Here is a 22,423-nt window from a genome sequence, read left to right as displayed (position 1 = left end):
TACCGCTCATGGGCACCTCTCTTTAAGCCATCTTAAATGACTCTGAGGTGTCTGTTAAACCCGTGGCGATTCAGAGTGCCAGTTTCAGGTCTGATGGCTTGCAGTTTGCAATTAGCGAAACCTCCGCTATGAACTGCACGCACGCCATCTTCTTATGCATCTGGTTTGATTCCTGAAATGTCATTTTCCCTCCCCAATCTTTACTGTGTATTTATACAGTATCACAGCATTTATAAGTAGAGAAAGAAAAAAACCGAGCCATCCTCATTTTTTATCTGGCTGATAAAAAAAGACTTTCTCTACCTGTTAGCACTGTGTACGAATGAGCGCCGAACATAATATTCAGGCTATCAGTTATTCAATAATCATTAACCTTAGCCCATTATTGATTGTTTTTTGCTCTTGAAATCTGCGCCAGATGGTTAAAGCGTTCTAATGGACCTGGCTTTTTCGGCTCCAGTATTGGCCGGAACAGGTCGCCATAAGCCGAGCTGCGGAACATACGGCCGCCGATTTTGGTCTGCGTGCCGCCAATCAGGCGCACGGCCAGCCCGCGACTGATGGTTTCACCGCATAAATCTTTCACCTGGCTTATCACGTTGTCGCACGCGGCCTCGATTTTGTCTGACCGCCTCAGCTTCAGATGCCGCTTTTCAGGCTCCTGCGCTCTGATCCGGCTCAGCAGCTGTCGCCGTTCTCGTCTGCTCATGCCGCCCAGGTCGATATTGTCGAAACTTTCCGGCGGGTTCGAATCCTCAGATCTCAAACCTCCCGTACAGTTATTGACAGAACTCCGAGAGGGCGCAGGAGCGCCCTTAACTTCAAAACCTTCGGCCTGCGGCCGTTTTGGAACAATCTTCCATTGCACCAGGCGCGTGATTATCGGCGTATCGTCACCAACTTCCGTGTCATAAACCCCACGAATGCGCACGCATTCTTCGCCGTAGTCATTAACCTTGTCGGTGCTTTCGTACCAGGTACGCACCTGCAATTCATCGCGGCGCACGAACGGGCCGCCTTGGGCGTTAACGTATCCGGCCCAGTCGCCCGAGTCGGCGGCGTCATGAACCAGCGCAAACTCAACGCTAAGCCCGCGTGCCGTTTCCGCATCAGCCATGCGGCGTAGCTCGCGGTAAACCGTCACCGGCGCGCCGCCCACAAACTGAAACTGGCGGATATGCCAGCGCGCCGCCCAGGCAGAAACAGCGGGCGCGTTTTCCTTCAGCATTTCGCCGCTCTCGTCGTCTTTCTCATCGTCCAGGGCATAGCCGTCAATATTCTTGCTGATGTACTTCGCCACATAGCCGGTAGCGCTGCCCTTATCCGGGTCAATAGCTTCGGCATGAAAACGAGCCTTGCGGGCCTTCTCGCTTTTCAGTTCGTGGCGGTCTTCCTTGCGGGCGTATTTACCGATAACGGCGCGCACGCGGGCGGCATCTTCCGGCAGCATAAACATCAGCATGTGCCAGTGTGGCGTGCCGTCGTGATGCGGCTCCGCTACACGAATACCGAAAACGCGGATTTCGTCACGGTGCAGCTTGGCGCGGATGCGTGCCCACAGGCCGGTAAGGTAGCGCTGCGTGTCTGCCGGGCTTGCGCCGTTCCACCTGGTGTTACGGTATCCGGCCTTTGTGGTGGCGTGGAATTTAGACGGGGCGGTAAGGGTGTAGAACTCGCCGACATACCCCAGCTCGTTGCAGATATTTTCAAAGCCGCGAATACGGGTCATCAGCTCGCAACGGCGTATTGCCGGGTTAGCGACGCTGCCGTCGTATTTCTCAATCAGGCTGATGCGGTTGCCTTCCTCGTCTTCCAGCTCCATGCCTTTCAGGAACTCACGGGTGCGGCGCTTCTGCTCGCGCCACTCAGCCACGCAGCTTTTGCTGGCATAGGCGGTTTTCTTTTTGCTGACGTTACCCAGGGCAATTTGCAGGTGTTCGCGCCATTCAGCGGCAACACGGCGCAGGCGGCCTGTCCACCATTTCTCTGTCGCCATGCGCAACACCGCCGGGCCGACATCCTCAGCGGTTACGTATTTTGTAGTAATCCTTTCCCACAGCGGCGGCGCGCTTCTGAAATGACGGGTAATACGGGCGGCGCACATGTAGGAAGCGTGCAGCGCTTTTAGCTCGCTGCCGTCCTGCACTTCAACCGTTCCCAGCTCAGTGACAATGAAGTTAGCGATATCACCGGCAAGCAGTTCAATATCGGCTTTCGACATATCCGGCAGGCGGTTGTAACGGGCGGTCATGTTCACCAGGCGGGAAGCCAGAAAGCGCACATCGGCAGCATCAAAGCGGCCACCGAAAACCGGCACGGACACTTCCGACCCGATACCCTCAATGCGGAATTTTTTAGCGACCAGCTCAAGGCGTGGTAATGCCCTCCGGGTGAAATTCACCAGAAAGGCATTAGCCCGCTGAACATCGTGATGCCGCTCCAGCTCATCGGCGCGGCGGCGCACATCGTAGCGCACGCAGTCGGGCTGTTTTTCCAGCTCGCCGCGTGCATGCAGCAGCGCCGCAATCTGCTGATCGCGGCGGCGCTGTTGTTCGTAGGTCAAGTAGGGGCTGGCAATGGCCTTCCGTGGCGCATTGAATGCATAGGCGTAATCGTTCGAACTCACGCCCGCACCTCATGGATTGCGGAGTAATCGCGGGCGCTGGCAAAGTCACAACCGAACCAGGCAGCGGGCTTTGATACGGCAATGATTTCCGCAGCGGATTTCCCTTCGCCAGGAGCAACACCAATGCTGCGAGCTGCCGTAATGTTATGGCAGTCAAAAGCGCGGTACAGAGAACGGGAAAGCATTGAATCACTGTTTGAAGCCACAATGCGATAACCTTGCTGCGCGCGGCGGGTCAGAATTGAAGCGAGGCGATACTGGTCATCCTCGGTAAACCCTTCGGTGTGGTAGCAAGTAAAAACAACTCCATTGTCTGAGGCGTAAGGCGGATCGCAGTAGAGCACGTCGCCCGGCATAAGCATGTTCAGGGTTTCTTCGAAGTGGGTACAGATAAAGGTTGCGCGCTTTGCTTTCTCTGCGAAGGCACGAATTTCTGCCTCGGGAAAATACGGCGCCTTGTAATTACCGTATGGCACATTGAAATAGCCGCTTTTGTTATAGCGGCACAGGCCACGGTAGCCGTGACGATTCAGATAGAGAAAGAAGATTGCGCGCCAGAAATTAGTTATCTCGCGTGAATGATTAAAATCTTCCCTTACTTTGTAATAGGCGCTTTCGTTGTTGGCTGTTTCAAAAAAGCCCATAGCTGAAGCAATGAAACTTTCGCTTTTATCCTGTACCTGGCGATAAAGGTTAGTCAGGTCCGGGTTAATATCTGCGACAAGATAATGAGGATAATCTGTCGCCATCATCACAGCGCAGGAACCCGCGAAAGGTTCAACCAGTCGCGGGCCTTTAGGTAAGTGCTTTAACAGTTCAGGCATAAGGGCGGATTTATTACCCGCCCATTTCAGTATTGTCATACAGCACCCCCGTTATAATGCCTGCCTTTCAGTTCAGAGATTTCCTGACAGGTAACGCAGCATTGCACGCCCGGAATAGCGCGGCGGCGGGCTGGCGGAATCGGTGCATCACAATCAATGCAAAGCACGCGGGAAACGCCCGGCGCTTTGTTCCGGGCGGTATGGATTTGGCGCTCGCGCTCTTCTTCAACGCGCTGCTGTACGAGGTCCATAGAATCAGCCATCAGTGCAGCTCCTGCGCTTCGTTGACAATTCTCACCGCTTCATCGCGCAGCAGTTCAGCAGCTTCGGCGCTGGTCAGTTTGCCGTTGGCGATATGGTCGGCAAGATTATCGAGGCGGGAGGCCATCACATCAGCACGACCGCGACGCTCATCAAGGCGCGCAGCGGTCAGCATTGAATTAAGCCCGGCATCATCGGGGCCAATCTGGGTTTTACGGGTCTGCATATTACGCATACTGTTTTCTCCTGAATTTGGGCAGTAAGAAGCCCGGCGGGTTTACGCCAATAATTTGTTTAGGGGTTAATTACTCGGGTAAAAACGATTCATGATGCGAGAAACGACGGGGAAGAATTTCACCCCAGCGCGTTATCTCGTTCATGGCCTTAATAAGCAACAACCGGCGGGGCTGGTCGAAATACTCGAAAGGCTGTCCAACTTCATCATTTTTAAAACTTCCCGGCTCCATGCGGTTAGCCAGCGTCATAACAACAAACTTAAAATTACCTTCAAGCTTGTTGAAATTACGCAGCGCACCGTTCTGTGTTGCTTTTAATTTCTGATGAAAACGAGCAAAGCATTCATCGCTGGTCATTTTTTGTGGCTGAGCGTCAGCACAACCAGCATTATTAAACGGCTTCGCACCTGTTTTGCTTGGTGCGGATATGTTGCTTTGGTTCATATCGACTCCAGAAAAACTTTTAACCGACTAACCAGTGATTTTTTCTTCCCGGCGCGCAGGCTATTTAATAATGCCGACTGGTCGCGGCTCGGATGCCAGCGCCTGCCGTTTTTTCCGACTATCCAGCCGTGTCCGTAATGCATGGACGGGCTTTGTTTTACTAACAGCGATGCTAATGAAGGCTCCATGTATAACCTCACATCAGGCCGAGCGTGGCACTAATACCGCTGACGGTATCAACTGCGCTCGCGACTGCCGGGCTGCTCTGAATACGATGCTGCACCGCCATTGCTGCGAGAATCAGGCAACGAACCCCCGTATTTACGTTTGTGACCAATGAATTTTTACGGCACGTTGTCATGCGCTCCGGCGAAATCGCGCCTGCTGCGAGCTGGCCCACTTCTGCTGTTGCTTTCATGACATAAACCGGCAGCTTTTCGGTTGCCAGTTCGTTAACCGGCACGCATGGCATGCAATGCATCTGAGCAAGAAAGCCATCAACCAGGGTTGAATCTTCAGTGATGTCGGTCAGCAGCATGATTTCCGGCGCGGTTAACTGGTGCGGCTGTTCCGGGTTCAGCTTGTTGCGCAGCGTCTGTGGGTTGATGCCTGCCTTTTTTGCCAGCTCAGTAATGTTGTGGCGCGCCGCGAATGCCTGGCAGGCTTCGTCGTAATGTGGGTGTATGGAAACGCGAAAATCAAACATGCGTGAAGTCCCTTTTAACTTGCATAATCAAGCTGCTTAGGCGGCAACGTATTTGCAGTTCAGCCCCTGAGCCAGGAGGCGGGCACGAAAAGCGACCATATTTATGCGAGCTGCGCCACCCGCTTTCTTGCGAGGCATGAGGATAAGATCCCCATCTTCAACCATTTGTTTTACTGTGCGGACGCTGTAGCCGTACTGTACTGCAAACTCTTCGTACGTCATCAGGTCTGGTCCTGACGGGATTGCAATTTGAGGTGTCATAGGTGAACATCTCCGGTTAAGTGTTGATTTAGTGCATTGGCGTGCATTTTTAAGATTCAAGCAAAATCTAACCTCAAAAAGTCGAGGTGTCAATTTGGATTTTTGCGATTACTTGGAAAAATGAGATGAAACTAGAGGAACTAGAAGGTGGAAAAGCGGTGTTGCAGCGTATGCTGGATGCCTACGGTTTCACTATGCAAAAGCAGCTGGGTGATATGCATGACCTTTCATCTGGCACGATAAGCACATGGATTAGACGTGATTATTTTCCTGGAGATGTTGTAGTTGCTTGCGCGCTAGATACAGGTGTTTCTTTACGCTGGCTAGCAACCGGTAAAGGAGAGAAGTACGAAGCAGCGAAAACAAATGATTCAACTTCGGCCATCCCGTGTTTTTCTCTAACTTCTGGAAAACTGCAGGAGAACGGACGTTGGCAAGTTGATGCTGATTTTATACCCAGCCAAACTAGTACCCCCGCATACGTGAAAGGCCATGCTTACGCTTGGGTAATCGATAAAGAGAAGCGGGATGTTTCTAACGGACGGTGGATGTTAAGTATTGATGGCGTTCATGATGTTTATGATGTTGCCCGGATTCCATCTAATAAGATTCAAGTTAAATTAATTAGCTCTGATACCAGCTTTATATGCAATGCCGATGAGGTCGAATGCATTGGGCAGGTTGTGTTAACTATTGAAAAAAATATTTAAGGGCAATGGCATGCTTAATAAAAAATGGAAGTTATTAATTTTAGGCTCTTTATTATCTACATCGCAAGCGTGTTTATCTAAACCAATTCCGCATCCTATTATTGACAGCCTATCTGGTTTAAGAATTGAACGTGTAAGTTTAGAAAATCAAATTCTAACGGTCATTTATAAGGATGAAGACGTTAGTGATCTGATGGCATTAACGGCGGCCGAAAGTGTTTGTTCGTCCCGTTTTAGAGGTGAACCTAAATGGCCTCAAGAAACTCTAAAAAGCGTAAGAGTGTTAAACCATTGGCAAATGCAAGGCTTTGAATTTTCGTTAGATGCAAGGATTTGCGATAGCTATGGCTCATCTGTAGGAATCAACGCAAATGAATTCTTCAAGCAACGGATGAAAAAATACCCTTAAACATTTTTTTGTAGCAGAGATAAGGCCATATGACTGCAAAAAAACTTCCATCTGGCGAATGGCTTGCTGACTTTCGTCCTGGCGGCAGGGAAGGCCGCCGTATTCGTAAAATCTTTGCCACAAAGGGAGAAGCGGTTGCATATGAACAATATCATCGCGCTGAAGCAGAAGAAAAACCATGGCTTAACGAAAAGGAAGATCGCCGCCGCCTGAGCGAGGTAATAAAACTGTGGCATGACCTTCACGGGCAGGCGCTTGTTGCCAGCGACTCACGCTTAGCAAAACTCGAGATTGTTTGTCGCGGTTTATGTGATCCGATTGCTTCACAGCTTACGGCTAAGGATTGGGCGCATTATCGTGACCGGCGGCTAAGTGGCGAAATTGATAACGGCTATCACTCCAATCCTGAAAAATGGAAGGTTAAGCCCATAACAGTTAACCGCGAGCAACAATATCTTGAAGCGGTTTTTAATGAGCTTAAACGTCTCGGGGAATGGTCCTTACCCAATCCCCTTGAAGGTATCAGAGTTTTCAAAGAGTCCGACAAGGAAATGTCCTGGCTAACACAGCCGCAGATTTTACAGCTTCTTGATGCCTGCGAGCGCTATGGAAAGGAACATCTGACACTTATTGTAAAAGTTTGCTTGGCCACTGGCGCAAGATGGGGTGAGGCCCAACGATTAACGCGTTCCCACCTTTCGCCATATAAGCTTACGTTCACAAAAACGAAAGGGAAAAAGAATAGAACGGTCCCTATTCCGAGATGGCTGTACGATGAACTTGAAAGTCGGCAGGGTGTTTTTTTCAAACCGTGTTATCAAGAGTTCAAAAAGATGCTGGCACTTACAGATATTCAGCTTGTTGAAGGCCAAAAAACGCACGTCTTACGCCATACGTTCGCATCACACTTTATGATGAATGGAGGCAATATTTTGGTTCTTCAGCGTATATTGGGACATTCAAATATTCGTGAAACGATGCGGTATGCTCATTTCGCTCCGGACCATCTTGAAGAGGCCGCAGAACTCAACCCAATAGCCTCACTAGTGTCCACATAGTGTCCACGCAGCATGTTTTTGACAGCACTGAGTTGCACTAGAGATACACTTAACTAGTTGTTTTAGATATAAATGTTATATTTATCAATGGGGTATGTAAAAAGCGTCTTAACTAAGATTCGCTGTCGCGACATCCCAGTTAAAAAGGCCTGGCATCTGCCAGGCCTTTTTTATTGCCCTCGACTGTCTACGCGCGTCTCTTCACTCTTAACCTTTACGTTATAAATCCGCTACACTACAGGCCAGTTACAGGGGAGATCGCTGGCGCGTGCATTCTTTTTCATCAACAACAACGATTCGGGCAGCATGGCTGGCGCTCATTGCCATGGTGCTGATTGTTGTTGCGCCCCTTATCTCCATTACCCTGCAAAATAATGCCGCCAGCAAGAACATGGGTTTGATGCATCATGACATGCCGGAAATGGCTTCCCATGGCATGGAGAACAATGCGCCGCAAACGGCGCACATCGATCACGCTGAGGCATGTGGATACTGCGTACTGCTGACGCATGTGCCGGGTCTCATTCTTCTTGCAATAGTGATGGCCTTTGGCTGGCTGCGCCAGCGCGTTGTCCGGCGTGCCGTTAGCGTTGAACCACTCTGGCTGTTTACCCTCTGGTCTCGTCCCCATACCCGCGCGCCGCCGCGGCTGTCTGCTGTTCTTTAATCCCTTAAGACGCTTTTTGCGCCGCTGGCGGCAAAAGGCGAGGCTTTATTCTGTTTAAGGAAAAGTATGACAACCTCATCTGCACGCGCGGCCTGGCTTACCCTGCTGCGTCGATTTCATTTCTATATTGGCCTGTTTGTCGGCCCGTTTATTTTTATCGCCGCGCTTTCGGGCACGCTCTATGTGGCGACGCCGCAGCTTGAAAATGCGGTTTACGCTTCCGCTTTGTATAGCGATGCGCAGGGCGAAGCGCAGCCTCTGGCACGACAGGTGGCTGCGGCGCAAAAGGCCGCAGGAGAAAATCTGCGCCTCTATGCTGTTCGTCCCGCTTCTGAAGCCGGCGAAACGACGCGCGTCATGTTTGCCGACCCGGCGCTTGGTCCCTCAGAAACCCGGGGGATTTTTATCGATCCGGTGACGCTTGCGGTAAAAGGCGATATGACCGTGTATGGAACCAGCGGAATTTTGCCGCTGCGCCAGTGGATTGACTATCTGCATCGTTCGCTATTACTGGGCGATATGGGCAGGATCTACAGTGAGCTGGCGGCTTCATGGATGTGGGTAGCGGCACTCGGTGGTATTGCGCTCTGGTGGCTGACGCGTCCGAAGCGTCAGTTGCGTCCGGCAAAAAAGAATGCCTTCGCGCGCGCCCGAGGCTGGCATGTCACGTCCGGCTGGCTGCTAATGGCGGGGCTGCTGCTCTTTTCAGCAACCGGCCTCACGTGGTCGCAGTGGGCTGGCGCTAATGTCGATAAATTACGCGCCGCTTTGGGCTGGCTGACGCCGCAGGTCAGCACCGCGCTTATTGCAGGCGAGGCGGCGCCCGCCGACCCGCACGCTGAGCATCATATGCATCATGAGCATATGGCGATGACGCCGCAAATCGATCTCTCGCGGCTTGATGCCGTGCTTGCTGTCGCCCGCCAGACCGGGATCGATGCGGCGAAAGTGGAAATTCGCCCCCCTCGCGACGCGCAGCAGGCGTGGACGGTAACGGAAGTGGATCGCCGCTGGCCTACGCAGGTTGATGCCGTCGCCATCGATGGCGGGCAATTAGCGGTAGTGGACAAAGCCCGTTTCGCTGATTTTCCGCTTATGGCGAAGCTCACCCGCTGGGGTGTCGACTTTCACATGGGCGTGCTGTTTGGTTTGCCTAACCAGCTGGCGCTTATCGCGTTCGGCCTGGGGTTATGCTTCGCCATTATCATGGGCTACCGGCTGTGGTGGCTGCGCCGCCCGAGGGGCGCTCAGGTAAACCCGGCAGCTACGCTGAGCGAAGCCTGGCTTTCTCTTGGCGGCGCGGGCAGAGGCGTAACGTTGCTGGCTGCGCTGCTGCTGGGTTTTGCGCTGCCAGTAATGGGAGTCAGCCTGCTGCTTTTCTTTGTTATCGATATGCTGCGCTGGCAGAGCCAGAAGCGTCGCCTTGCCAGCTTAAACGGCTAATTTAAAAACGCCCTGTATGCAGGGCGTCATCCATTTAACCGGGACGCGCTGGCGCCTTCATCCATGCCTTTCTGCCATTGCTGGCGCAGTAGCGGCGCGTCTTTAACGTCATCACACCCTGCCGGGAAAATCTTCCCGGCTAAGCCCCAGGCGTAAAGTAAATCGGACCGGCATATTTTATTTTGCCCGCTGGAGTAGCCCCGTAAATAGGCCTGACGGTCGACCTTTTTATTATTGAAGTTAGCCGCGAGCGTTTCGTCATTCTTTGCTTTTGCGCCCGCCGTTGCGTCTTCGAAACCAGTCTGATACCAGTCTGTGGCGCCGCGCGCGGGCGCGTGAGTATAAGGATCGACCTGACAGCCGGTAAGCAGTACGGCAAGTAAAAGCGGAAAGAGAGGTTTCACAAGCGATAGCCTTATGCAGTTGAGTCTTCAGAGCATAGCTTGCCGCTGCGTTTCCTGCCGCCCTGTAAAGTTAACAGACCGCTCCAGTGATAGAACAACTGCGATTGTAACTTTATCTTTACGGATTAATGGCTGTGTGAGGCTATTTAAATTGGTGTTGTAACGTTTTATTTACGTATTTCGTCTTGAAAACTTTACCCTCTATGGTATGGTGATGCTACCCGGTTGGGTAACGACTATCGCAACGAGCAAACTAAGGATCGCCATCATGCAAAAAGACGCGCTGAATAACGTACATATCGCCGATGAACAGGTGTTGATCACGCCCGATCAACTCAAAGCCGAATTCCCGCTTTCCACTGAACAGGAAGCGCAAATCGCCCGTTCTCGTCAGACGATCTCCGATATTATTGCCGGTCGCGATCCGCGTCTGCTGGTGGTTTGTGGACCTTGCTCGATCCACGATCCTGAAGCTGCGATTGACTATGCTCGTCGTTTTAAAGCCCTCTCGGAAGAGGTCAGCGATACGCTTTACCTGGTTATGCGCGTCTATTTTGAAAAGCCCCGTACCACCGTGGGCTGGAAAGGGCTGATTAACGATCCGCACATGGATGGCTCGTTTGATGTGGAAGCGGGGCTGAAAATCGCCCGCCGCTTGCTGGTGGAACTGGTGAGTCTTGGGCTGCCGCTGGCGACTGAAGCGCTGGATCCCAACAGCCCGCAGTATCTGGGCGATTTGTTTAGCTGGTCGGCTATTGGCGCCCGCACAACGGAATCGCAGACCCACCGCGAAATGGCTTCCGGTCTTTCTATGCCGGTAGGCTTTAAAAACGGCACGGATGGCAGCCTCGCGACAGCGATTAACGCCATGCGCGCCGCCGCTATGCCGCACCGTTTTGTCGGCATCAACCAGGCGGGCCAGGTTTGTCTGTTGCAAACCCAGGGCAACCCGGACGGGCATGTGATTCTGCGCGGCGGTAAAGCGCCGAACTACAGCCCGGCAGATGTCGCGCAGTGTGAAAAAGAGATGGAACAGGCGGGACTGCGTCCGGCGCTGATGATAGATTGCAGCCATGGCAACTCCAATAAAGACTACCGTCGCCAGCCGGGCGTAGCGGAATCCGCCGTCGCTCAGATCAAAGATGGCAACCGTTCTATTATCGGCCTGATGATTGAAAGTCATCTGCACGAAGGCAACCAGTCTTCTGAGCAGCCGCGCAGCGAGATGAAATACGGCGTATCTGTAACAGACGCCTGTATTAGCTGGGAAACCACCGAAGCGTTGCTGCGTGAAATTCATCAGGATCTGGACGGCTCGCTGACGGCGCGTCTCGCATAAGAGGTTAGTTATGGTGGCTGAATTGACCGCCCTGCGCGATCAAATAGATGAAGTGGATAAGGCGCTGCTGGATTTGCTGGCGCGCCGGCTGGAGCTGGTGGCGGAAGTCGGTGAAGTAAAAAGCCGTTACGGGTTGCCGATTTATGTGCCGGAGCGTGAGGCGTCTATGCTCGCCTCTCGTCGTCATGAAGCACAGGCGCTCGGCGTACCGCCTGATCTCATTGAAGATGTGCTGCGGCGCGTGATGCGCGAATCGTACTCCAGCGAAAACGATAAAGGTTTTAAAACCCTCTGTCCGAATCTGCGCCCGGTGGTGATTGTCGGCGGCGGCGGTCAGATGGGGCGGCTGTTTGAAAAAATGCTGACGCTTTCAGGCTATGAGGTTCGTATTCTGGAGCAACAGGACTGGCCGCACGCCGAAGCGCTGCTTTCCGATGCGGGTATGGTTATCGTCAGCGTGCCGATTCATGTAACAGAACAGGTTATCGCTAAGCTGCCTGCGCTGCCGCAGGATTGCATTCTGGTGGATCTCGCTTCGGTGAAAAACGGCCCGCTACAGGCGATGCTCTCATCGCACAAAGGACCGGTGCTCGGTCTGCATCCGATGTTCGGCCCGGACAGCGGCAGCCTCGCCAAGCAGGTTGTGGTGTACTGCGATGGCCGGCAGCCGGAAGCTTACCAGTGGTTTCTGGAGCAAATTCAGGTCTGGGGCGCACGGCTGCATCGCATCAGCGCCGTCGAGCACGACCAGAATATGGCGTTTATTCAGGCGTTGCGCCACTTTGCCACCTTTGCGTATGGGTTGCACCTGGCGGAAGAAAATGTCCAGCTGGAGCAGTTACTGTCGCTCTCATCGCCGATTTACCGGCTGGAGCTGGCGATGGTAGGCAGGCTGTTCGCACAGGATCCGCAGCTTTATGCCGACATTATTATGTCGTCGCCAAATAACATTGCGCTTATCAAGCGCTACTATCAGCGCTTCGGCGAGGCGATCGGCCTGCTGGAGCAGGGCGATAAACAGGCGTTTATCGATAGCTTTCGTAAAGTTGAACATTGGTTCGGCGATTACGCGAAGCGGTTCCAGGCAGAAAGCCGCACGCTGTTGCGCCAGGCCAACGACAGCCGCCAGTAAGTCAAAAGCGACTTATACTCAAAAGCCAGTGAGAAACTTCACTGGCTTTTTTCATGGCGACAAAAGGATGGCTGACATGACGGAACCGAAACCGTTATTCGACTACACCGGCGAACTGCCGGAGGGTCCAACCTGGGATGCGGAAGAACAGGCGCTTTACTGGACCGATATCAACGCAAAAGAAATTCACCGTTATCAGCTGCAAAGCGCAGAGCATCGCGTCTGGCAGTTCCCGGAAGAGGTAGGCTGCTTTGCGCTGCGTGAAAAGGGCGGCTTTATTGTGGCGCTGCGTAACGCCATCTGGCTTACCGATGAACATGGCACGCTGACCCATAAAGTGTGCGATAACCCCAGCAACCCGACGCTTGCGCGCTTCAACGACGGCGGTACTGACCGTGCCGGACGTTTTTATGCCGGCACTTTCTGGGCGCCTGGCGATTATAACGGCGCGCTGCTGGTGCGGGTTGACCACGATCTTAAGCCGAAGATTATCCATAGCGATATTCTTGGCGCGAACGGTCTGGCTTTCACAGCAGATGGACGATGGATGTACACCTCTGATACCCCAAACAGCGTCATTTACCGCACGCCGCTGGATGAACAGGGCGAGCCGGGCAAGCGTGAGGTATTTAAGCGTTTCGCTGAAGGCGAGGGGGGACCCGACGGCGCGGCAATAGATGAAGAGGGATGTTACTGGACGGCGCTGTTTGACGGCTGGCGTATTGCCCGCTTTTCGCCGCAGGGGGAACTGCTGGAAGAACACCGTTTGCCGGTACGCTGCCCGACCATGGTCTGCTTCGGCGGACCTGAAATGAAAATGCTGTTTATCACCACATCACGAGAAAATATGGAACCGCAGGAGCTTGAAGAGCGCCCGCTTTCTGGGGCGATCTTTACGCTGGAAGTGGACGTGGCGGGGATTGAGAAGCCGAAATTTAAAGAGACGGCTTCCCAGTCTGTCTAGAGCTTATCGTCAGGCCGGGTCGACCGGCACTACATTTTCGCTCGGGTAGCAGCCCAGCACCTTCATGGAGCGGGTGATCTCCGCCAGTTCGCGGAGCGCCTGCTGCATGGCGGGCGCTTTTACGTTGGCCTGAATGTCCAGATAAAACATCTCTTCCCATGGGTTGCCATGGATCGGGCGCGACTCCAGACGCGTCATAATCAAACTGTGATTACGCAGCACTAGCAGCGCTTCTACCAGGGCGCCTGCCTGCTGCCCTGTGGCCATCAGCAGAGTCGTTTTTGCCGGCACCTGTTCGGAAACATCAATGGCTTTGCGAGCCAGCACCACGAAACGGGTAATATTTTGCGTCTGGTTGGCGAGGTTGCGCTCCAGCACCTGCAAACCGTAAAGCGCGCCGCCCGCTTCGCTCCCGAGTGCCGCGACGCGAGGCGATTTAGCCTGAGCCACTTTCTCCATCGCCGCCGCGGTACTTTCGCAATATTCAATCTTCCAGTGTGGATAACGGTTAATGAACTGGCTGCACTGCTGGAATGGCTGCGGATGGCTGTAAACCGTCTCTATCTGTTCCAGGTCTGTTGAAGTGGCGACCAGCACGCAGTGATCAATCGGCACCGTCATCTCGCCAACGATAGACAACGACGTATGTTGCAGCAGATCGTAAACGTCGTTAATGGCGCCAGAGCTGGTGTTTTCCAGCGGTACTACGGCGTAATCCGCCTGGCCAGTCTCAACCTGATTAAAAATCTCCTGGAATTTGGCGCAGCCGCTTTCAATAAAATGTTCGAAGTGACGGGCCGCGTACTGGCGCGCAGCAAGGTGAGAATAGGACCCTTTTGGACCGAGAAAGGCGATGCGCGCAGAATGCGGATTGGTGTTATTAAGGTGCTGCTGCAATAGCGCCTGCTGAGTAAGTACGGAATCTTCAATAATTAACTGGAATAGGCGAGTAATATAATGCGCATCAAGGTGGTGCGATTTGCCAAGCGCGATAAGCCGCTCCAGCAAATCGCGCTCGCGATCGATATCTCGCACCGGGCGGTGAGAGGCAAGCTTTGCTTTACCCACTTCCACCGCTAACTCACGGCGCTGCGCCAGCAACGCCAAAAGTTGTTCATCCAGAGCGCTGATCTTATCGCGCAGGGCTAATAACGGGTTTTCCGTAGTCATAACGCACCTTTTCGTTATCCATAAAAAAGGCCCCCCGGTTTGGGAGGCCTGTTAGTTCGTCTTCGCTTGCTTTCTTACATGACGAAACGCCTCCCGTTCAGGGGAAGGTAAAAAAGAAAGCGAAGAAGAACGGTAGAAGTTTCATTACTGTTTCCTGTGCAGGGTTACAGGTAAAGTACCTGTACCGTTTTTGTTCTGTCAATAAAAAACGCGCCCTGAGGCGCGTTTCTGAAGCGGTGGCGATTATTCTTCTTCGGCTTCAACGAAGCTTGCATCTTTCACCGAGGTAGTGGCGCGGCGCGCTTCCCCCTTATGCTGCACTTTGTTGAGCTGGCGCTCCAGTTTGTTAATCAGTTCATTAATGGCGGTATACATGTCGTCATGTCTGGCACTGGCGACAAGCTGCCCGTTAGGCGTATTGATAGTCGCATCGGCGACAAAACCCTGCGGTTCTTTGGATAAAACGATATGTGGGTTTATCAGATGCGTTTGCCATTTATCGAGTTTGGCGAGACGGTCGGTGACATGCTGGCGGATGGCCGGAGTGATATCCATTTGTTTGCTGGTAATGTTCATTGTCATAAATCTTACCTCTTGTCTTTCCGTCTTGGTAACTTCAGCATAACGCCTCGGGTGTCAATTTGTGTGATTGAGATCACTTAAATTTGTCACTTTTTGTCAATGCAGCGCTTTTGTGAGGCAGAACAGGAAGACGGCATTTACCGCTTGTGGCTTACGGTAAAAGCGGTCATAGTTGATGAGTTAACCCTTCCGGCTTGTCTGAATCTTTTTTCGTCACCCCGCTTTTCCTGCTTGTTTTTTAAACACTTTATGCGGCTTACCTTTTCCAGGTGCTCCTCGAAAACTTACGCTTCAGTAATAATGGCGACATGACGCTCGCCAGAACCCGGCGGGGTTATCACGTTAAAAGGATGATTATGAAAATGCCCTTACGGCTGACAGCGCTTTGTCGGCTCGCCGTATACATTGCTTTTGCTTGCGGCGTAAAGCCTGCTTTCGCCGCCTCGTTCGACTGCACAAAGGCGGGCAGCGATATTGAACACGCTATCTGCGATACGCCCGCGCTGAGCGAACTGGATTCCACGCTGGATAATCATTACGCGCGCGCTATGGCTGACCTGCCGGTCGATCAGGCTTCCGCTCTGCGTGTTGAACAACGCGCCTGGCTCAAAAAACGCAATGCCTGCACGACTAATGCCAGCGAGCTTAAAACTTGCCTGGAAACGACAATGAAAGCCCGCGCTACGGCGCTTGAGGAGGTTCGGCATCGCGCCGCCAGCGATTTTGATGCTGCTGTTAGCTTGATTCCTGATTCCCCCGTCAACGCTGCCGACAAGTTGCGCCAGTATCAGACGCCGCTTGCATCAGCGTGGCTGGTCTATCTCAATCATTTTGTACCGGCAAGCGGCGTAACGGCGCAGGAAGCGCGCAAGTATCATCAGATGGCGCTTGAAGGGCTGCGGGATGATGATTTTGCTTATTCGGTAATGAAAGATATCGACAGCGATCCCAAAGAGAGCAGAGACCGCGCCGTGCTGACGCTGCTGCGTATGAACATTGAGCGTGTCGATTATCAATATGACAGCGATGATGACCGCCCTTATGTGCACTGCTTTTTGTTTAAAACCCACGGCGAGGTGGCTTATACCGCTTTCGGCGGCATGTATGGCTCTTCCCGGGATGGCGGCGCGCCGATTTGTAAACCTCAGGATATTATTTTCGATACCCCGGAATGGACTGCGCTGGATAATGCTTTTTCCGATGTTCTGGCGAAGGTCAGCCAGGATGCCGGCACCATTCAGTATTCCAGCTATGCCGAGTGGCGCATTTTTGATTTACACGTCACTGTGGCGCCCGAAGATTATCTGACCGTAACCAATCATTCTGGTAAAGACAGAGATCCGATTGCGGAAATCCAGACCTGGAAAGAGGATAACATCTGGCCGAAGGCGCAACGCGATAAAGCGCTGGCGGCAATTAAGCCTGCTAAAAAAGCAACGGCAGAATGGCTGCAAAACGACAAAGGATGGACGGCGGATAACGCGCGCAAGGGCGCAGAGAATATGGTGCGCCTGTGGCTTGATGACCGGATAATGTTTATTGACGGCTCCGCCTGGACCGGCGAGTAGCGCGCTGCGGCAGTAAAAAAGCCAGCCCGAAGGCTGGCTTTTCAGAAAACGCTTTGCATCAGGAGCCGCTGTTGTTGGCGGCAATAATCTTCGCGACTTTATCCGCCTGCGCAGTGAGCTGAAGCTTGCGGTAGGCGTTTTCCATCAGGCCCAGCCCTTCACGTGTAGCCTGAGTATCCGGGTAGTCGCGCAGCATGCCTTCTACGCGGTTAACGACTGCAACCCATGCGCCGCGGCGGGTATAATACTCGGCAACGGAAAGTTCATATTTCGCCAGACGATCTTTCAGATAAACCAGACGTTTGCTGGCATCGGTAACATACTGGCTGCGAGGATAGCCGCGCACCAGTTTAGAGAAATCGCGGAATGCGTCGCGGGCGTGCTGCGGATCGCGGTCGCTACGGTCAACGCCAAAGAAGCCCTGCAACGCGCTGTCGTCCAGCGCCATATTCGTTAAACCGCGCATGTAAATAACATAATCGATGTTAGGATGGGTCGGATTGAGACGCATGAAACGGTCGATAGCGGCCTGCGCAAGCGGCAGATCGGCGTTTTTGTAATACGCATAAATCAGGTCAAGCTGCACCTGCTGGGAATAAGGCCCAAATGGATAGCGATTATCCAGCGCTTCCAGTTGCGTTATCGCCGCTTTCCAGTTACCGTCCTGCAACTTTTGCTGAGCAGTCGCGTAGATTTCAGAAGGCGGATTATCAGGAACCTCGTCCTTAGAACCGGAGCAACCCGCCAAAGCCAGGCTCAACGTGGCGGCTGCCACCAGATATTTCATGCGCGTCATGACTATTTGACTTTCCTCAGATGTTTGCGGGAGGTTCTGTTCCAGCTCCCGATTAAGACCAGCTACAATAGCACACTATATTAAACGGCAAAGCCGTAAAACCCAACGTTAACGAAGAAGCTGTATATGGCACAACTAGTACAACTCACCGCAACGGTGTCCGAAAAACAACTCGGCCAACGCTTAGATCAGACTTTGGCTGAATTGTTCCCGGATTATTCGCGCTCACGCATAAAAGAATGGATTCTGGACCAACGCGTGCTGGTCAACGGCAAAATTTGCGATAAGCCGAAAGAGAAAGTGTTGGGTGGGGAGAGTGTCGCCATCAATGCTGAAATAGAAGAAGAAGCGCGCTTCGAGCCGCAGGATATCCCACTGGATATCGTCTATGAAGACGAAGATATTCTGGTTATCAACAAGCCGCGCGATCTGGTCGTCCATCCTGGCGCAGGCAACCCTGACGGCACCGTGCTGAATGCCTTGCTGCACTATTACCCGCCTATCGCGGACGTCCCGCGCGCGGGTATTGTGCATCGTCTGGATAAAGACACGACCGGCCTGATGGTGGTGGCGAAAACCGTTCCGGCGCAAACCCGGCTGGTTGAAGCGCTGCAATTGCGCGAGATTACCCGCGAATATGAAGCCGTGGCGATTGGTCATATGACGGCGGGCGGTACTGTGAGCGAGCCTATCAGCCGCCATCCTACCAAACGCACCCATATGTCTGTGCATCCGATGGGGAAACCTGCTGTGACGCATTATCGCATCATGGAACATTTTCGGATTCATACCCGGCTGAGACTGCGTCTTGAAACGGGGCGCACCCACCAGATCCGCGTTCATATGGCGCATATCACTCATCCGCTGGTGGGCGATCAGCTCTATGGCGGCCGTCCGCGCCCACCGAAAGGCGCTTCTGACGATTTTATTCAGGCGTTACGCAAGTTTGACCGCCAGGCGCTTCACGCCACTATGTTGCGTCTCTATCACCCCATCAGCGGCATCCAGATGGAGTGGCATGCGCCTATTCCGCAGGATATGGTGGAGCTTATTGCGCAGCTGCGCGCTGATTTCGAAGCGCATAAAGATCAAGTGGACTGGCTATGAGCAAACTGATTATCCCGCAATGGCCGCTGCCTCCCGGCGTGGCGGCATGCAGTAGTACGAGAGTGGGCGGCGTGAGCGTAGCGCCGTGGAATTCCCTCAATCTGGGCGCGCATTGCGGCGATGATCTGGCGCATGTGGAAGAGAATCGCAATCGTGTTTATGCGGCGGCGAATTTTCCTTCAAAACCTGTCTGGCTCGAACAGGTTCACGGCAAAACGGTGTTGAAGCTTACCGGTGAACCTTACGCTTCTAAACGAGCGGATGCCTCTTACAGCAATACTGCAAGCGCCGTTTGCGCGGTAATGACGGCCGACTGCCTGCCCGTTCTGTTCTGCAATAAGAGCGGCACGGAAGTGGCGGCGGCGCATGCAGGCTGGCGTGGTTTGTGCGAAGGCGTGCTGGAAGAAACAGTCGCCTGCTTTCAGGATGAGCCGCAAAATATTATGGCCTGGCTTGGACCTGCCATTGGCCCGCAGGCTTTTGAAGTCGGGCCTGAAGTGCGTGAAGCGTTCATGGAAAAAGACGCTCAGGCGGAAAGCGCTTTTCGCCCTGTAGCGGGCAAATATATGGCCGACATTTATCAACTGGCCCGTCAGCGGCTGGCTAATGTGGGCGTGCAACATGTCTATGGCGGCGACCGTTGCACCTTTACTGAAGAGCACGATTTTTTCTCCTATCGCCGCGACAGAACAACAGGCCGTATGGCAAGTTTTATTTGGCTGATATAACCTATTGAATCAAGGCGATCCAGTACGCGTAATTCCAACTCTTCATATTTCAGGTCATTCACCTTGAATAATTGAGGGATGACCTCATTTAATCTCCAGTAGCATTTTGACCTGTTATGGGAGGAGTTATGCGTCTGGATCGTCTTACTAATAAGTTCCAACTCGCCCTCGCCGATGCCCAGTCTCTCGCACTCGGGCACGACAACCAATTTATCGAACCTCTTCATGTGATGAGCGCGTTGCTCAAGCAGGAAGGCGGCTCCGTACGACCTTTGTTAACTTCAGCTGGCGTAAATGCAGGCCAGTTGAGCACCGCTATTGAGCAAGCGCTGAATCGTCTGCCGCAAGTTGAGGGCACCGGCGGCGATGTGCAGCCTTCTCAGGATCTCGTCCGCGTACTGAATTTGTGCGACAAGCTCGCGCAGAAGCGGAACGACAATTTTATCTCGTCAGAGCTTTTCGTTTTGGCGGCGCTGGAGTCGCGCGGTACGCTTACCGATCTGCTGAAAAGCGCGGGCGCGACAACAGCTTCTGTTACTCAGGCTATTGATCAAATGCGTGGAGGCGAAAGCGTGAACGATCAGGGTGCCGAAGACCAACGTCAGGCATTAAAAAAATATACTGTCGACCTTACCGAGCGCGCCGAACAGGGCAAGCTTGACCCGGTAATCGGCAGGGACGAAGAGATTCGCCGCACTATCCAGGTGCTGCAACGTCGTACTAAAAACAACCCGGTGCTGATTGGTGAACCGGGCGTAGGTAAGACTGCGATTGTGGAAGGTCTGGCGCAGCGCATTGTTAATGGCGAAGTGCCGGAAGGGCTGAAAGGCCGGCGGGTACTGGCGCTGGATATGGGCGCGCTGGTGGCGGGCGCGAAATACCGCGGTGAGTTCGAAGAGCGTCTGAAAGGCGTGCTGAACGACCTGGCGAAGCAGGAAGGCAATGTCATCCTGTTTATTGACGAACTGCATACTATGGTGGGCGCAGGTAAAGCCGACGGCGCTATGGACGCCGGCAACATGTTGAAACCTGCTCTTGCCCGTGGCGAACTGCACTGTGTAGGCGCCACAACGCTTGATGAGTATCGTCAGTATATTGAAAAAGATGCTGCGCTGGAGCGCCGTTTCCAGAAAGTGTTTGTCGCGGAGCCAACCGTTGAAGATACCATCGCCATTTTACGTGGGCTCAAAGAGCGTTATGAACTGCATCACCATGTGCAGATAACCGACCCGGCCATCGTCGCGGCGGCTACGCTTTCGCACCGCTATATTTCAGACCGTCAATTGCCGGATAAAGCCATCGACCTTATCGACGAAGCTGCATCAAGCATCCGCATGCAAATTGACTCTAAGCCGGAAGAGCTGGACCGTCTTGATCGCCGTATTATCCAGCTGAAGCTGGAGCAGCAGGCGCTGATGAAAGAGTCAGACGAGGCGAGTAAAAAACGGCTCGATATGCTGAATGAAGAGCTGGCGGATAAAGAACGGCAGTACTCCGGGCTGGAAGAGGAGTGGAAAGCGGAAAAAGCTTCGCTTTCCGGCACCCAGACCATTAAGGCGGAACTGGAACAAGCGAAAATCGCGATTGAACAGGCGCGCCGCGTGGGCGACCTGGCGCGGATGTCTGAGCTGCAATACGGTAAAATTCCGGAGCTTGAAAAACAGCTGGCGGCGGCGACCCAGTCTGAAGGGAAAACCATGCGTCTGCTGCGTAACAAAGTCACTGATGCGGAAATCGCCGAAGTGCTGGCGCGCTGGACCGGTATTCCTGTTTCCCGAATGATGGAAAGCGAGCGCGATAAGCTGCTGCGTATGGAGCAAGAACTTCATCAGCGCGTGATTGGCCAGGATGAAGCGGTTGAAGCGGTATCAAATGCGATCCGTCGCAGCCGCGCGGGTCTTTCTGACCCGAACCGCCCAATTGGTTCCTTCCTTTTCCTTGGTCCGACCGGTGTTGGTAAAACGGAGCTGTGTAAAGCGCTGGCTAACTTTATGTTCGACAGCGACGACGCGATGGTGCGTATCGACATGTCGGAATTTATGGAGAAACATTCGGTTTCTCGTCTGGTGGGCGCGCCTCCGGGATATGTCGGTTATGAAGAAGGCGGTTATTTGACGGAAGCGGTACGCCGTCGGCCTTATTCCGTCATTCTGCTGGATGAAGTGGAAAAGGCGCACCCGGATGTGTTCAATATATTGCTGCAAGTGCTGGATGATGGTCGTCTGACGGACGGGCAGGGCAGAACGGTCGATTTCCGCAATACGGTGGTCATTATGACCTCGAACCTGGGATCCGATTTAATTCAGGAACGTTTCGGTGAACTGGACTACGCACATATGAAAGATTTGGTGCTGGGAGTGGTGAGCCAGAACTTCCGTCCTGAATTTATCAACCGTATAGATGAAGTCGTGGTGTTCCATCCGCTTGGTCAACGTCATATTGCTTCGATTGCACAGATTCAGCTGCAACGGCTTTACAAACGTCTCGAAGAACGTGGATATACCATCCATATGTCTGATGAGGCGCTGCGGCTGCTCGGCGAAAATGGTTACGATCCGGTGTATGGCGCGCGTCCGCTTAAACGCGCTATTCAACAGCAGATCGAAAACCCGCTGGCGCAACAGATTTTGTCCGGGGAGCTGATTCCGGGCAAAAAAATCGAGCTGCTGGTAAAAGACGACAAAATTACAGCTGTGCAGTAAATCGCAAAAAAGCAAAAACGAGCCCTGCGGGGCTCGTTTTTGTTTAAAAACCAGGCGATGATGGCGATCTTTTCGACGCAATGTTTGAAAAAGAAGCAGGCGGTAAATTTTTTCTAGTTTTTGCTTGTCAGCCATAAAACAGGCCCTATAATGCGCCTCCATCGACACGGCGCTGATGAAGAACATCACACAGCGACGGTGAGTCGGAAGAGAAAAATCCTGAAATTAAGGGTTGACTCTGAAAGAGGAAAGCGTAATATACGCCACCTCGCGACAGCAGGCTGAA

Annotated in this window: 25 protein-coding genes, 1 pseudogene and 1 other annotated feature; of the genes and pseudogenes, 12 read left to right on the top strand and 14 right to left on the bottom strand. The window is 53.0% G+C overall.

Annotated elements, in window-relative coordinates:
• Positions 1 to 73: 73 nt before the first annotated feature.
• The 9 genes and pseudogenes from DW56_RS22790 to DW56_RS01130 all read right to left on the bottom strand — a co-directional run.
• Positions 74 to 184: pseudogene (locus DW56_RS22790) on the bottom strand (hypothetical protein); the annotation flags it as partial.
• A gap of 198 nt (positions 185 to 382) precedes the next feature.
• Positions 383 to 2,626 carry a replication endonuclease gene (locus DW56_RS01160; RefSeq protein WP_024554426.1) on the bottom strand — a complete coding sequence of 748 codons (2,244 nt, stop codon included), beginning with the start codon at positions 2,624 to 2,626 and terminating at the stop codon, positions 383 to 385.
• Positions 2,623 to 3,489: a DNA adenine methylase gene (locus tag DW56_RS01155; RefSeq protein WP_024554425.1), complete on the bottom strand. Its 867-nt coding sequence runs from the start codon at positions 3,487 to 3,489 to the stop codon at positions 2,623 to 2,625. Before DW56_RS01155 ends, DW56_RS01160 begins: the two co-directional genes overlap by 4 nt.
• On the bottom strand, positions 3,486 to 3,713 hold the full coding sequence (locus tag DW56_RS01150; RefSeq protein WP_024554424.1) for a TraR/DksA family transcriptional regulator: 228 nt from the start codon (positions 3,711 to 3,713) through the stop codon (positions 3,486 to 3,488). Before DW56_RS01150 ends, DW56_RS01155 begins: the two co-directional genes overlap by 4 nt.
• Complete coding sequence (locus DW56_RS01145) at positions 3,713 to 3,946, bottom strand: DUF2732 family protein (RefSeq protein WP_024554423.1); 234 nt, start codon at positions 3,944 to 3,946, stop codon at positions 3,713 to 3,715. The genes DW56_RS01150 and DW56_RS01145 overlap by 1 nt, the downstream gene beginning before the upstream one ends.
• 70 nt (positions 3,947 to 4,016) lie before the next feature.
• Positions 4,017 to 4,391, bottom strand: coding sequence for a hypothetical protein (locus tag DW56_RS01140; protein WP_024554422.1), 375 nt, complete (start codon positions 4,389 to 4,391; stop codon positions 4,017 to 4,019).
• Positions 4,388 to 4,579: a phage filamentation protein Fil family protein gene (locus DW56_RS21135; RefSeq protein ID WP_071789806.1), complete on the bottom strand. Its 192-nt coding sequence runs from the start codon at positions 4,577 to 4,579 to the stop codon at positions 4,388 to 4,390. The genes DW56_RS01140 and DW56_RS21135 overlap by 4 nt, the downstream gene beginning before the upstream one ends.
• Positions 4,580 to 4,587: 8 nt before the next feature.
• A complete protein-coding gene (locus DW56_RS01135; RefSeq protein ID WP_024554421.1) occupies positions 4,588 to 5,097 on the bottom strand; it encodes a phage regulatory CII family protein in 510 nt (169 codons plus the stop codon).
• Positions 5,098 to 5,133: 36 nt separating this feature from the next.
• Positions 5,134 to 5,358 (bottom strand): hypothetical protein, encoded by a 225-nt coding sequence (locus DW56_RS01130; protein ID WP_024554420.1) that lies wholly within the window; start codon positions 5,356 to 5,358, stop codon positions 5,134 to 5,136.
• A gap of 86 nt (positions 5,359 to 5,444) precedes the next feature.
• Here DW56_RS01130 and DW56_RS01125 point away from each other — a divergent pair, with 86 nt between their 5' ends.
• From DW56_RS01125 to DW56_RS01110, 5 genes are all read left to right on the top strand, one after another.
• Positions 5,445 to 6,068, top strand: coding sequence for a phage repressor protein CI (locus tag DW56_RS01125; RefSeq protein WP_024554419.1), 624 nt, complete (start codon positions 5,445 to 5,447; stop codon positions 6,066 to 6,068).
• A gap of 10 nt (positions 6,069 to 6,078) precedes the next feature.
• Complete coding sequence (locus DW56_RS22245) at positions 6,079 to 6,477, top strand: hypothetical protein (protein WP_139152842.1); 399 nt, start codon at positions 6,079 to 6,081, stop codon at positions 6,475 to 6,477.
• 29 nt (positions 6,478 to 6,506) lie between these two features.
• Positions 6,507 to 7,535 (top strand): site-specific integrase, encoded by a 1,029-nt coding sequence (locus DW56_RS01120; protein WP_024554418.1) that lies wholly within the window; start codon positions 6,507 to 6,509, stop codon positions 7,533 to 7,535.
• 268 nt (positions 7,536 to 7,803) lie between these two features.
• The gene (locus DW56_RS01115; RefSeq protein ID WP_024554417.1) at positions 7,804 to 8,202 is read left to right on the top strand and encodes a DUF2946 domain-containing protein; all 399 of its coding nucleotides are present in this window, start codon (positions 7,804 to 7,806) and stop codon (positions 8,200 to 8,202) included.
• A gap of 66 nt (positions 8,203 to 8,268) precedes the next feature.
• A complete protein-coding gene (locus DW56_RS01110) occupies positions 8,269 to 9,645 on the top strand; it encodes a PepSY-associated TM helix domain-containing protein (RefSeq protein ID WP_024554416.1) in 1,377 nt (458 codons plus the stop codon).
• Positions 9,646 to 9,671: 26 nt separating this feature from the next.
• On the opposite strand, the gene DW56_RS01105 is transcribed toward DW56_RS01110, so the two are convergent.
• Positions 9,672 to 10,049: a DUF2799 domain-containing protein gene (locus DW56_RS01105; RefSeq protein ID WP_024554415.1), complete on the bottom strand. Its 378-nt coding sequence runs from the start codon at positions 10,047 to 10,049 to the stop codon at positions 9,672 to 9,674.
• Between the two features lie 268 nt (positions 10,050 to 10,317).
• Here DW56_RS01105 and aroF point away from each other — a divergent pair, with 268 nt between their 5' ends.
• The 3 genes from aroF (at position 10,318) to DW56_RS01090 (ending at position 13,484) form a co-directional block, all read left to right on the top strand.
• Entirely contained in the window at positions 10,318 to 11,388 is a 1,071-nt protein-coding gene (gene aroF, locus DW56_RS01100; protein ID WP_024554414.1) for a 3-deoxy-7-phosphoheptulonate synthase AroF, read from the top strand.
• A gap of 10 nt (positions 11,389 to 11,398) precedes the next feature.
• A complete protein-coding gene (tyrA, locus tag DW56_RS01095; RefSeq protein WP_024562271.1) occupies positions 11,399 to 12,520 on the top strand; it encodes a bifunctional chorismate mutase/prephenate dehydrogenase in 1,122 nt (373 codons plus the stop codon).
• 76 nt (positions 12,521 to 12,596) lie between these two features.
• The gene (locus tag DW56_RS01090) at positions 12,597 to 13,484 is read left to right on the top strand and encodes an SMP-30/gluconolactonase/LRE family protein (RefSeq protein WP_024554295.1); all 888 of its coding nucleotides are present in this window, start codon (positions 12,597 to 12,599) and stop codon (positions 13,482 to 13,484) included.
• 9 nt (positions 13,485 to 13,493) lie between these two features.
• Here the strand turns inward: DW56_RS01090 and pheA are convergent, their stop codons facing one another.
• The 3 genes from pheA to raiA form a co-directional block, all read right to left on the bottom strand.
• Positions 13,494 to 14,654, bottom strand: coding sequence for a bifunctional chorismate mutase/prephenate dehydratase (gene pheA, locus DW56_RS01085; protein WP_024554296.1), 1,161 nt, complete (start codon positions 14,652 to 14,654; stop codon positions 13,494 to 13,496).
• 20 nt (positions 14,655 to 14,674) lie between these two features.
• Positions 14,675 to 14,800, bottom strand: a sequence feature (Phe leader region).
• The gene (pheL, locus tag DW56_RS22765) at positions 14,752 to 14,799 is read right to left on the bottom strand and encodes a pheA operon leader peptide PheL (protein ID WP_121497579.1); all 48 of its coding nucleotides are present in this window, start codon (positions 14,797 to 14,799) and stop codon (positions 14,752 to 14,754) included. Its footprint overlaps the feature before it by 48 nt.
• Positions 14,801 to 14,897: 97 nt before the next feature.
• Positions 14,898 to 15,236: a ribosome-associated translation inhibitor RaiA gene (raiA, locus tag DW56_RS01080; protein ID WP_024554297.1), complete on the bottom strand. Its 339-nt coding sequence runs from the start codon at positions 15,234 to 15,236 to the stop codon at positions 14,898 to 14,900.
• A gap of 356 nt (positions 15,237 to 15,592) precedes the next feature.
• Here raiA and DW56_RS01075 point away from each other — a divergent pair, with 356 nt between their 5' ends.
• Positions 15,593 to 16,804 (top strand): lysozyme inhibitor LprI family protein, encoded by a 1,212-nt coding sequence (locus DW56_RS01075; RefSeq protein ID WP_024554298.1) that lies wholly within the window; start codon positions 15,593 to 15,595, stop codon positions 16,802 to 16,804.
• Between the two features lie 58 nt (positions 16,805 to 16,862).
• On the opposite strand, the gene bamD is transcribed toward DW56_RS01075, so the two are convergent.
• Positions 16,863 to 17,600 (bottom strand): outer membrane protein assembly factor BamD, encoded by a 738-nt coding sequence (gene bamD / locus DW56_RS01070; protein WP_024554299.1) that lies wholly within the window; start codon positions 17,598 to 17,600, stop codon positions 16,863 to 16,865.
• Between the two features lie 126 nt (positions 17,601 to 17,726).
• Here bamD and rluD point away from each other — a divergent pair, with 126 nt between their 5' ends.
• The 3 genes from rluD (at position 17,727) to clpB (ending at position 22,137) form a co-directional block, all read left to right on the top strand.
• Positions 17,727 to 18,707: a 23S rRNA pseudouridine(1911/1915/1917) synthase RluD gene (rluD, locus tag DW56_RS01065; protein WP_024554300.1), complete on the top strand. Its 981-nt coding sequence runs from the start codon at positions 17,727 to 17,729 to the stop codon at positions 18,705 to 18,707.
• Positions 18,704 to 19,435, top strand: a complete 732-nt coding sequence (gene yfiH / locus DW56_RS01060) for a purine nucleoside phosphorylase YfiH (RefSeq protein ID WP_024554301.1) — start codon at positions 18,704 to 18,706, stop codon at positions 19,433 to 19,435. The genes rluD and yfiH overlap by 4 nt, the downstream gene beginning before the upstream one ends.
• Positions 19,436 to 19,563: 128 nt before the next feature.
• A complete protein-coding gene (gene clpB / locus DW56_RS01055) occupies positions 19,564 to 22,137 on the top strand; it encodes an ATP-dependent chaperone ClpB (RefSeq protein WP_024554302.1) in 2,574 nt (857 codons plus the stop codon).
• Positions 22,138 to 22,423 lie beyond the last annotated feature (286 nt).

The sequence above is a fragment of the Franconibacter helveticus LMG 23732 genome, assembly GCF_000463115.2.
GTDB lineage: Bacteria > Pseudomonadota > Gammaproteobacteria > Enterobacterales > Enterobacteriaceae > Franconibacter > Franconibacter helveticus.
Note: the sequence above shows the minus strand (reverse complement) of the source record. Positions and strands in the feature narration are given on the sequence as shown.

What these genes read in the sequence shown, in the direction of transcription:
- DW56_RS01155 (WP_024554425.1), bottom strand. Translation starts at nt 3,489, where the DNA reads ATGACAATACTGAAATGGGCGGGTAATAAATCCGCCCTTATGCCTGAA.
- DW56_RS01150 (WP_024554424.1), bottom strand. Translation starts at nt 3,713, where the DNA reads ATGGCTGATTCTATGGACCTCGTACAGCAGCGCGTTGAAGAAGAGCGC.
- DW56_RS01145 (WP_024554423.1), bottom strand. Translation starts at nt 3,946, where the DNA reads ATGCGTAATATGCAGACCCGTAAAACCCAGATTGGCCCCGATGATGCC.
- DW56_RS01140 (WP_024554422.1), bottom strand. Translation starts at nt 4,391, where the DNA reads ATGAACCAAAGCAACATATCCGCACCAAGCAAAACAGGTGCGAAGCCG.
- DW56_RS21135 (WP_071789806.1), bottom strand. Translation starts at nt 4,579, where the DNA reads ATGGAGCCTTCATTAGCATCGCTGTTAGTAAAACAAAGCCCGTCCATG.
- DW56_RS01135 (WP_024554421.1), bottom strand. Translation starts at nt 5,097, where the DNA reads ATGTTTGATTTTCGCGTTTCCATACACCCACATTACGACGAAGCCTGC.
- DW56_RS01130 (WP_024554420.1), bottom strand. Translation starts at nt 5,358, where the DNA reads ATGACACCTCAAATTGCAATCCCGTCAGGACCAGACCTGATGACGTAC.
- DW56_RS22245 (WP_139152842.1), top strand. Translation starts at nt 6,079, where the DNA reads ATGCTTAATAAAAAATGGAAGTTATTAATTTTAGGCTCTTTATTATCT.
- DW56_RS01120 (WP_024554418.1), top strand. Translation starts at nt 6,507, where the DNA reads ATGACTGCAAAAAAACTTCCATCTGGCGAATGGCTTGCTGACTTTCGT.
- DW56_RS01110 (WP_024554416.1), top strand. Translation starts at nt 8,269, where the DNA reads ATGACAACCTCATCTGCACGCGCGGCCTGGCTTACCCTGCTGCGTCGA.
- aroF (WP_024554414.1), top strand. Translation starts at nt 10,318, where the DNA reads ATGCAAAAAGACGCGCTGAATAACGTACATATCGCCGATGAACAGGTG.
- tyrA (WP_024562271.1), top strand. Translation starts at nt 11,399, where the DNA reads ATGGTGGCTGAATTGACCGCCCTGCGCGATCAAATAGATGAAGTGGAT.
- DW56_RS01090 (WP_024554295.1), top strand. Translation starts at nt 12,597, where the DNA reads ATGACGGAACCGAAACCGTTATTCGACTACACCGGCGAACTGCCGGAG.
- pheA (WP_024554296.1), bottom strand. Translation starts at nt 14,654, where the DNA reads ATGACTACGGAAAACCCGTTATTAGCCCTGCGCGATAAGATCAGCGCT.
- raiA (WP_024554297.1), bottom strand. Translation starts at nt 15,236, where the DNA reads ATGACAATGAACATTACCAGCAAACAAATGGATATCACTCCGGCCATC.
- DW56_RS01075 (WP_024554298.1), top strand. Translation starts at nt 15,593, where the DNA reads ATGAAAATGCCCTTACGGCTGACAGCGCTTTGTCGGCTCGCCGTATAC.
- bamD (WP_024554299.1), bottom strand. Translation starts at nt 17,600, where the DNA reads ATGACGCGCATGAAATATCTGGTGGCAGCCGCCACGTTGAGCCTGGCT.
- rluD (WP_024554300.1), top strand. Translation starts at nt 17,727, where the DNA reads ATGGCACAACTAGTACAACTCACCGCAACGGTGTCCGAAAAACAACTC.
- yfiH (WP_024554301.1), top strand. Translation starts at nt 18,704, where the DNA reads ATGAGCAAACTGATTATCCCGCAATGGCCGCTGCCTCCCGGCGTGGCG.
- clpB (WP_024554302.1), top strand. Translation starts at nt 19,564, where the DNA reads ATGCGTCTGGATCGTCTTACTAATAAGTTCCAACTCGCCCTCGCCGAT.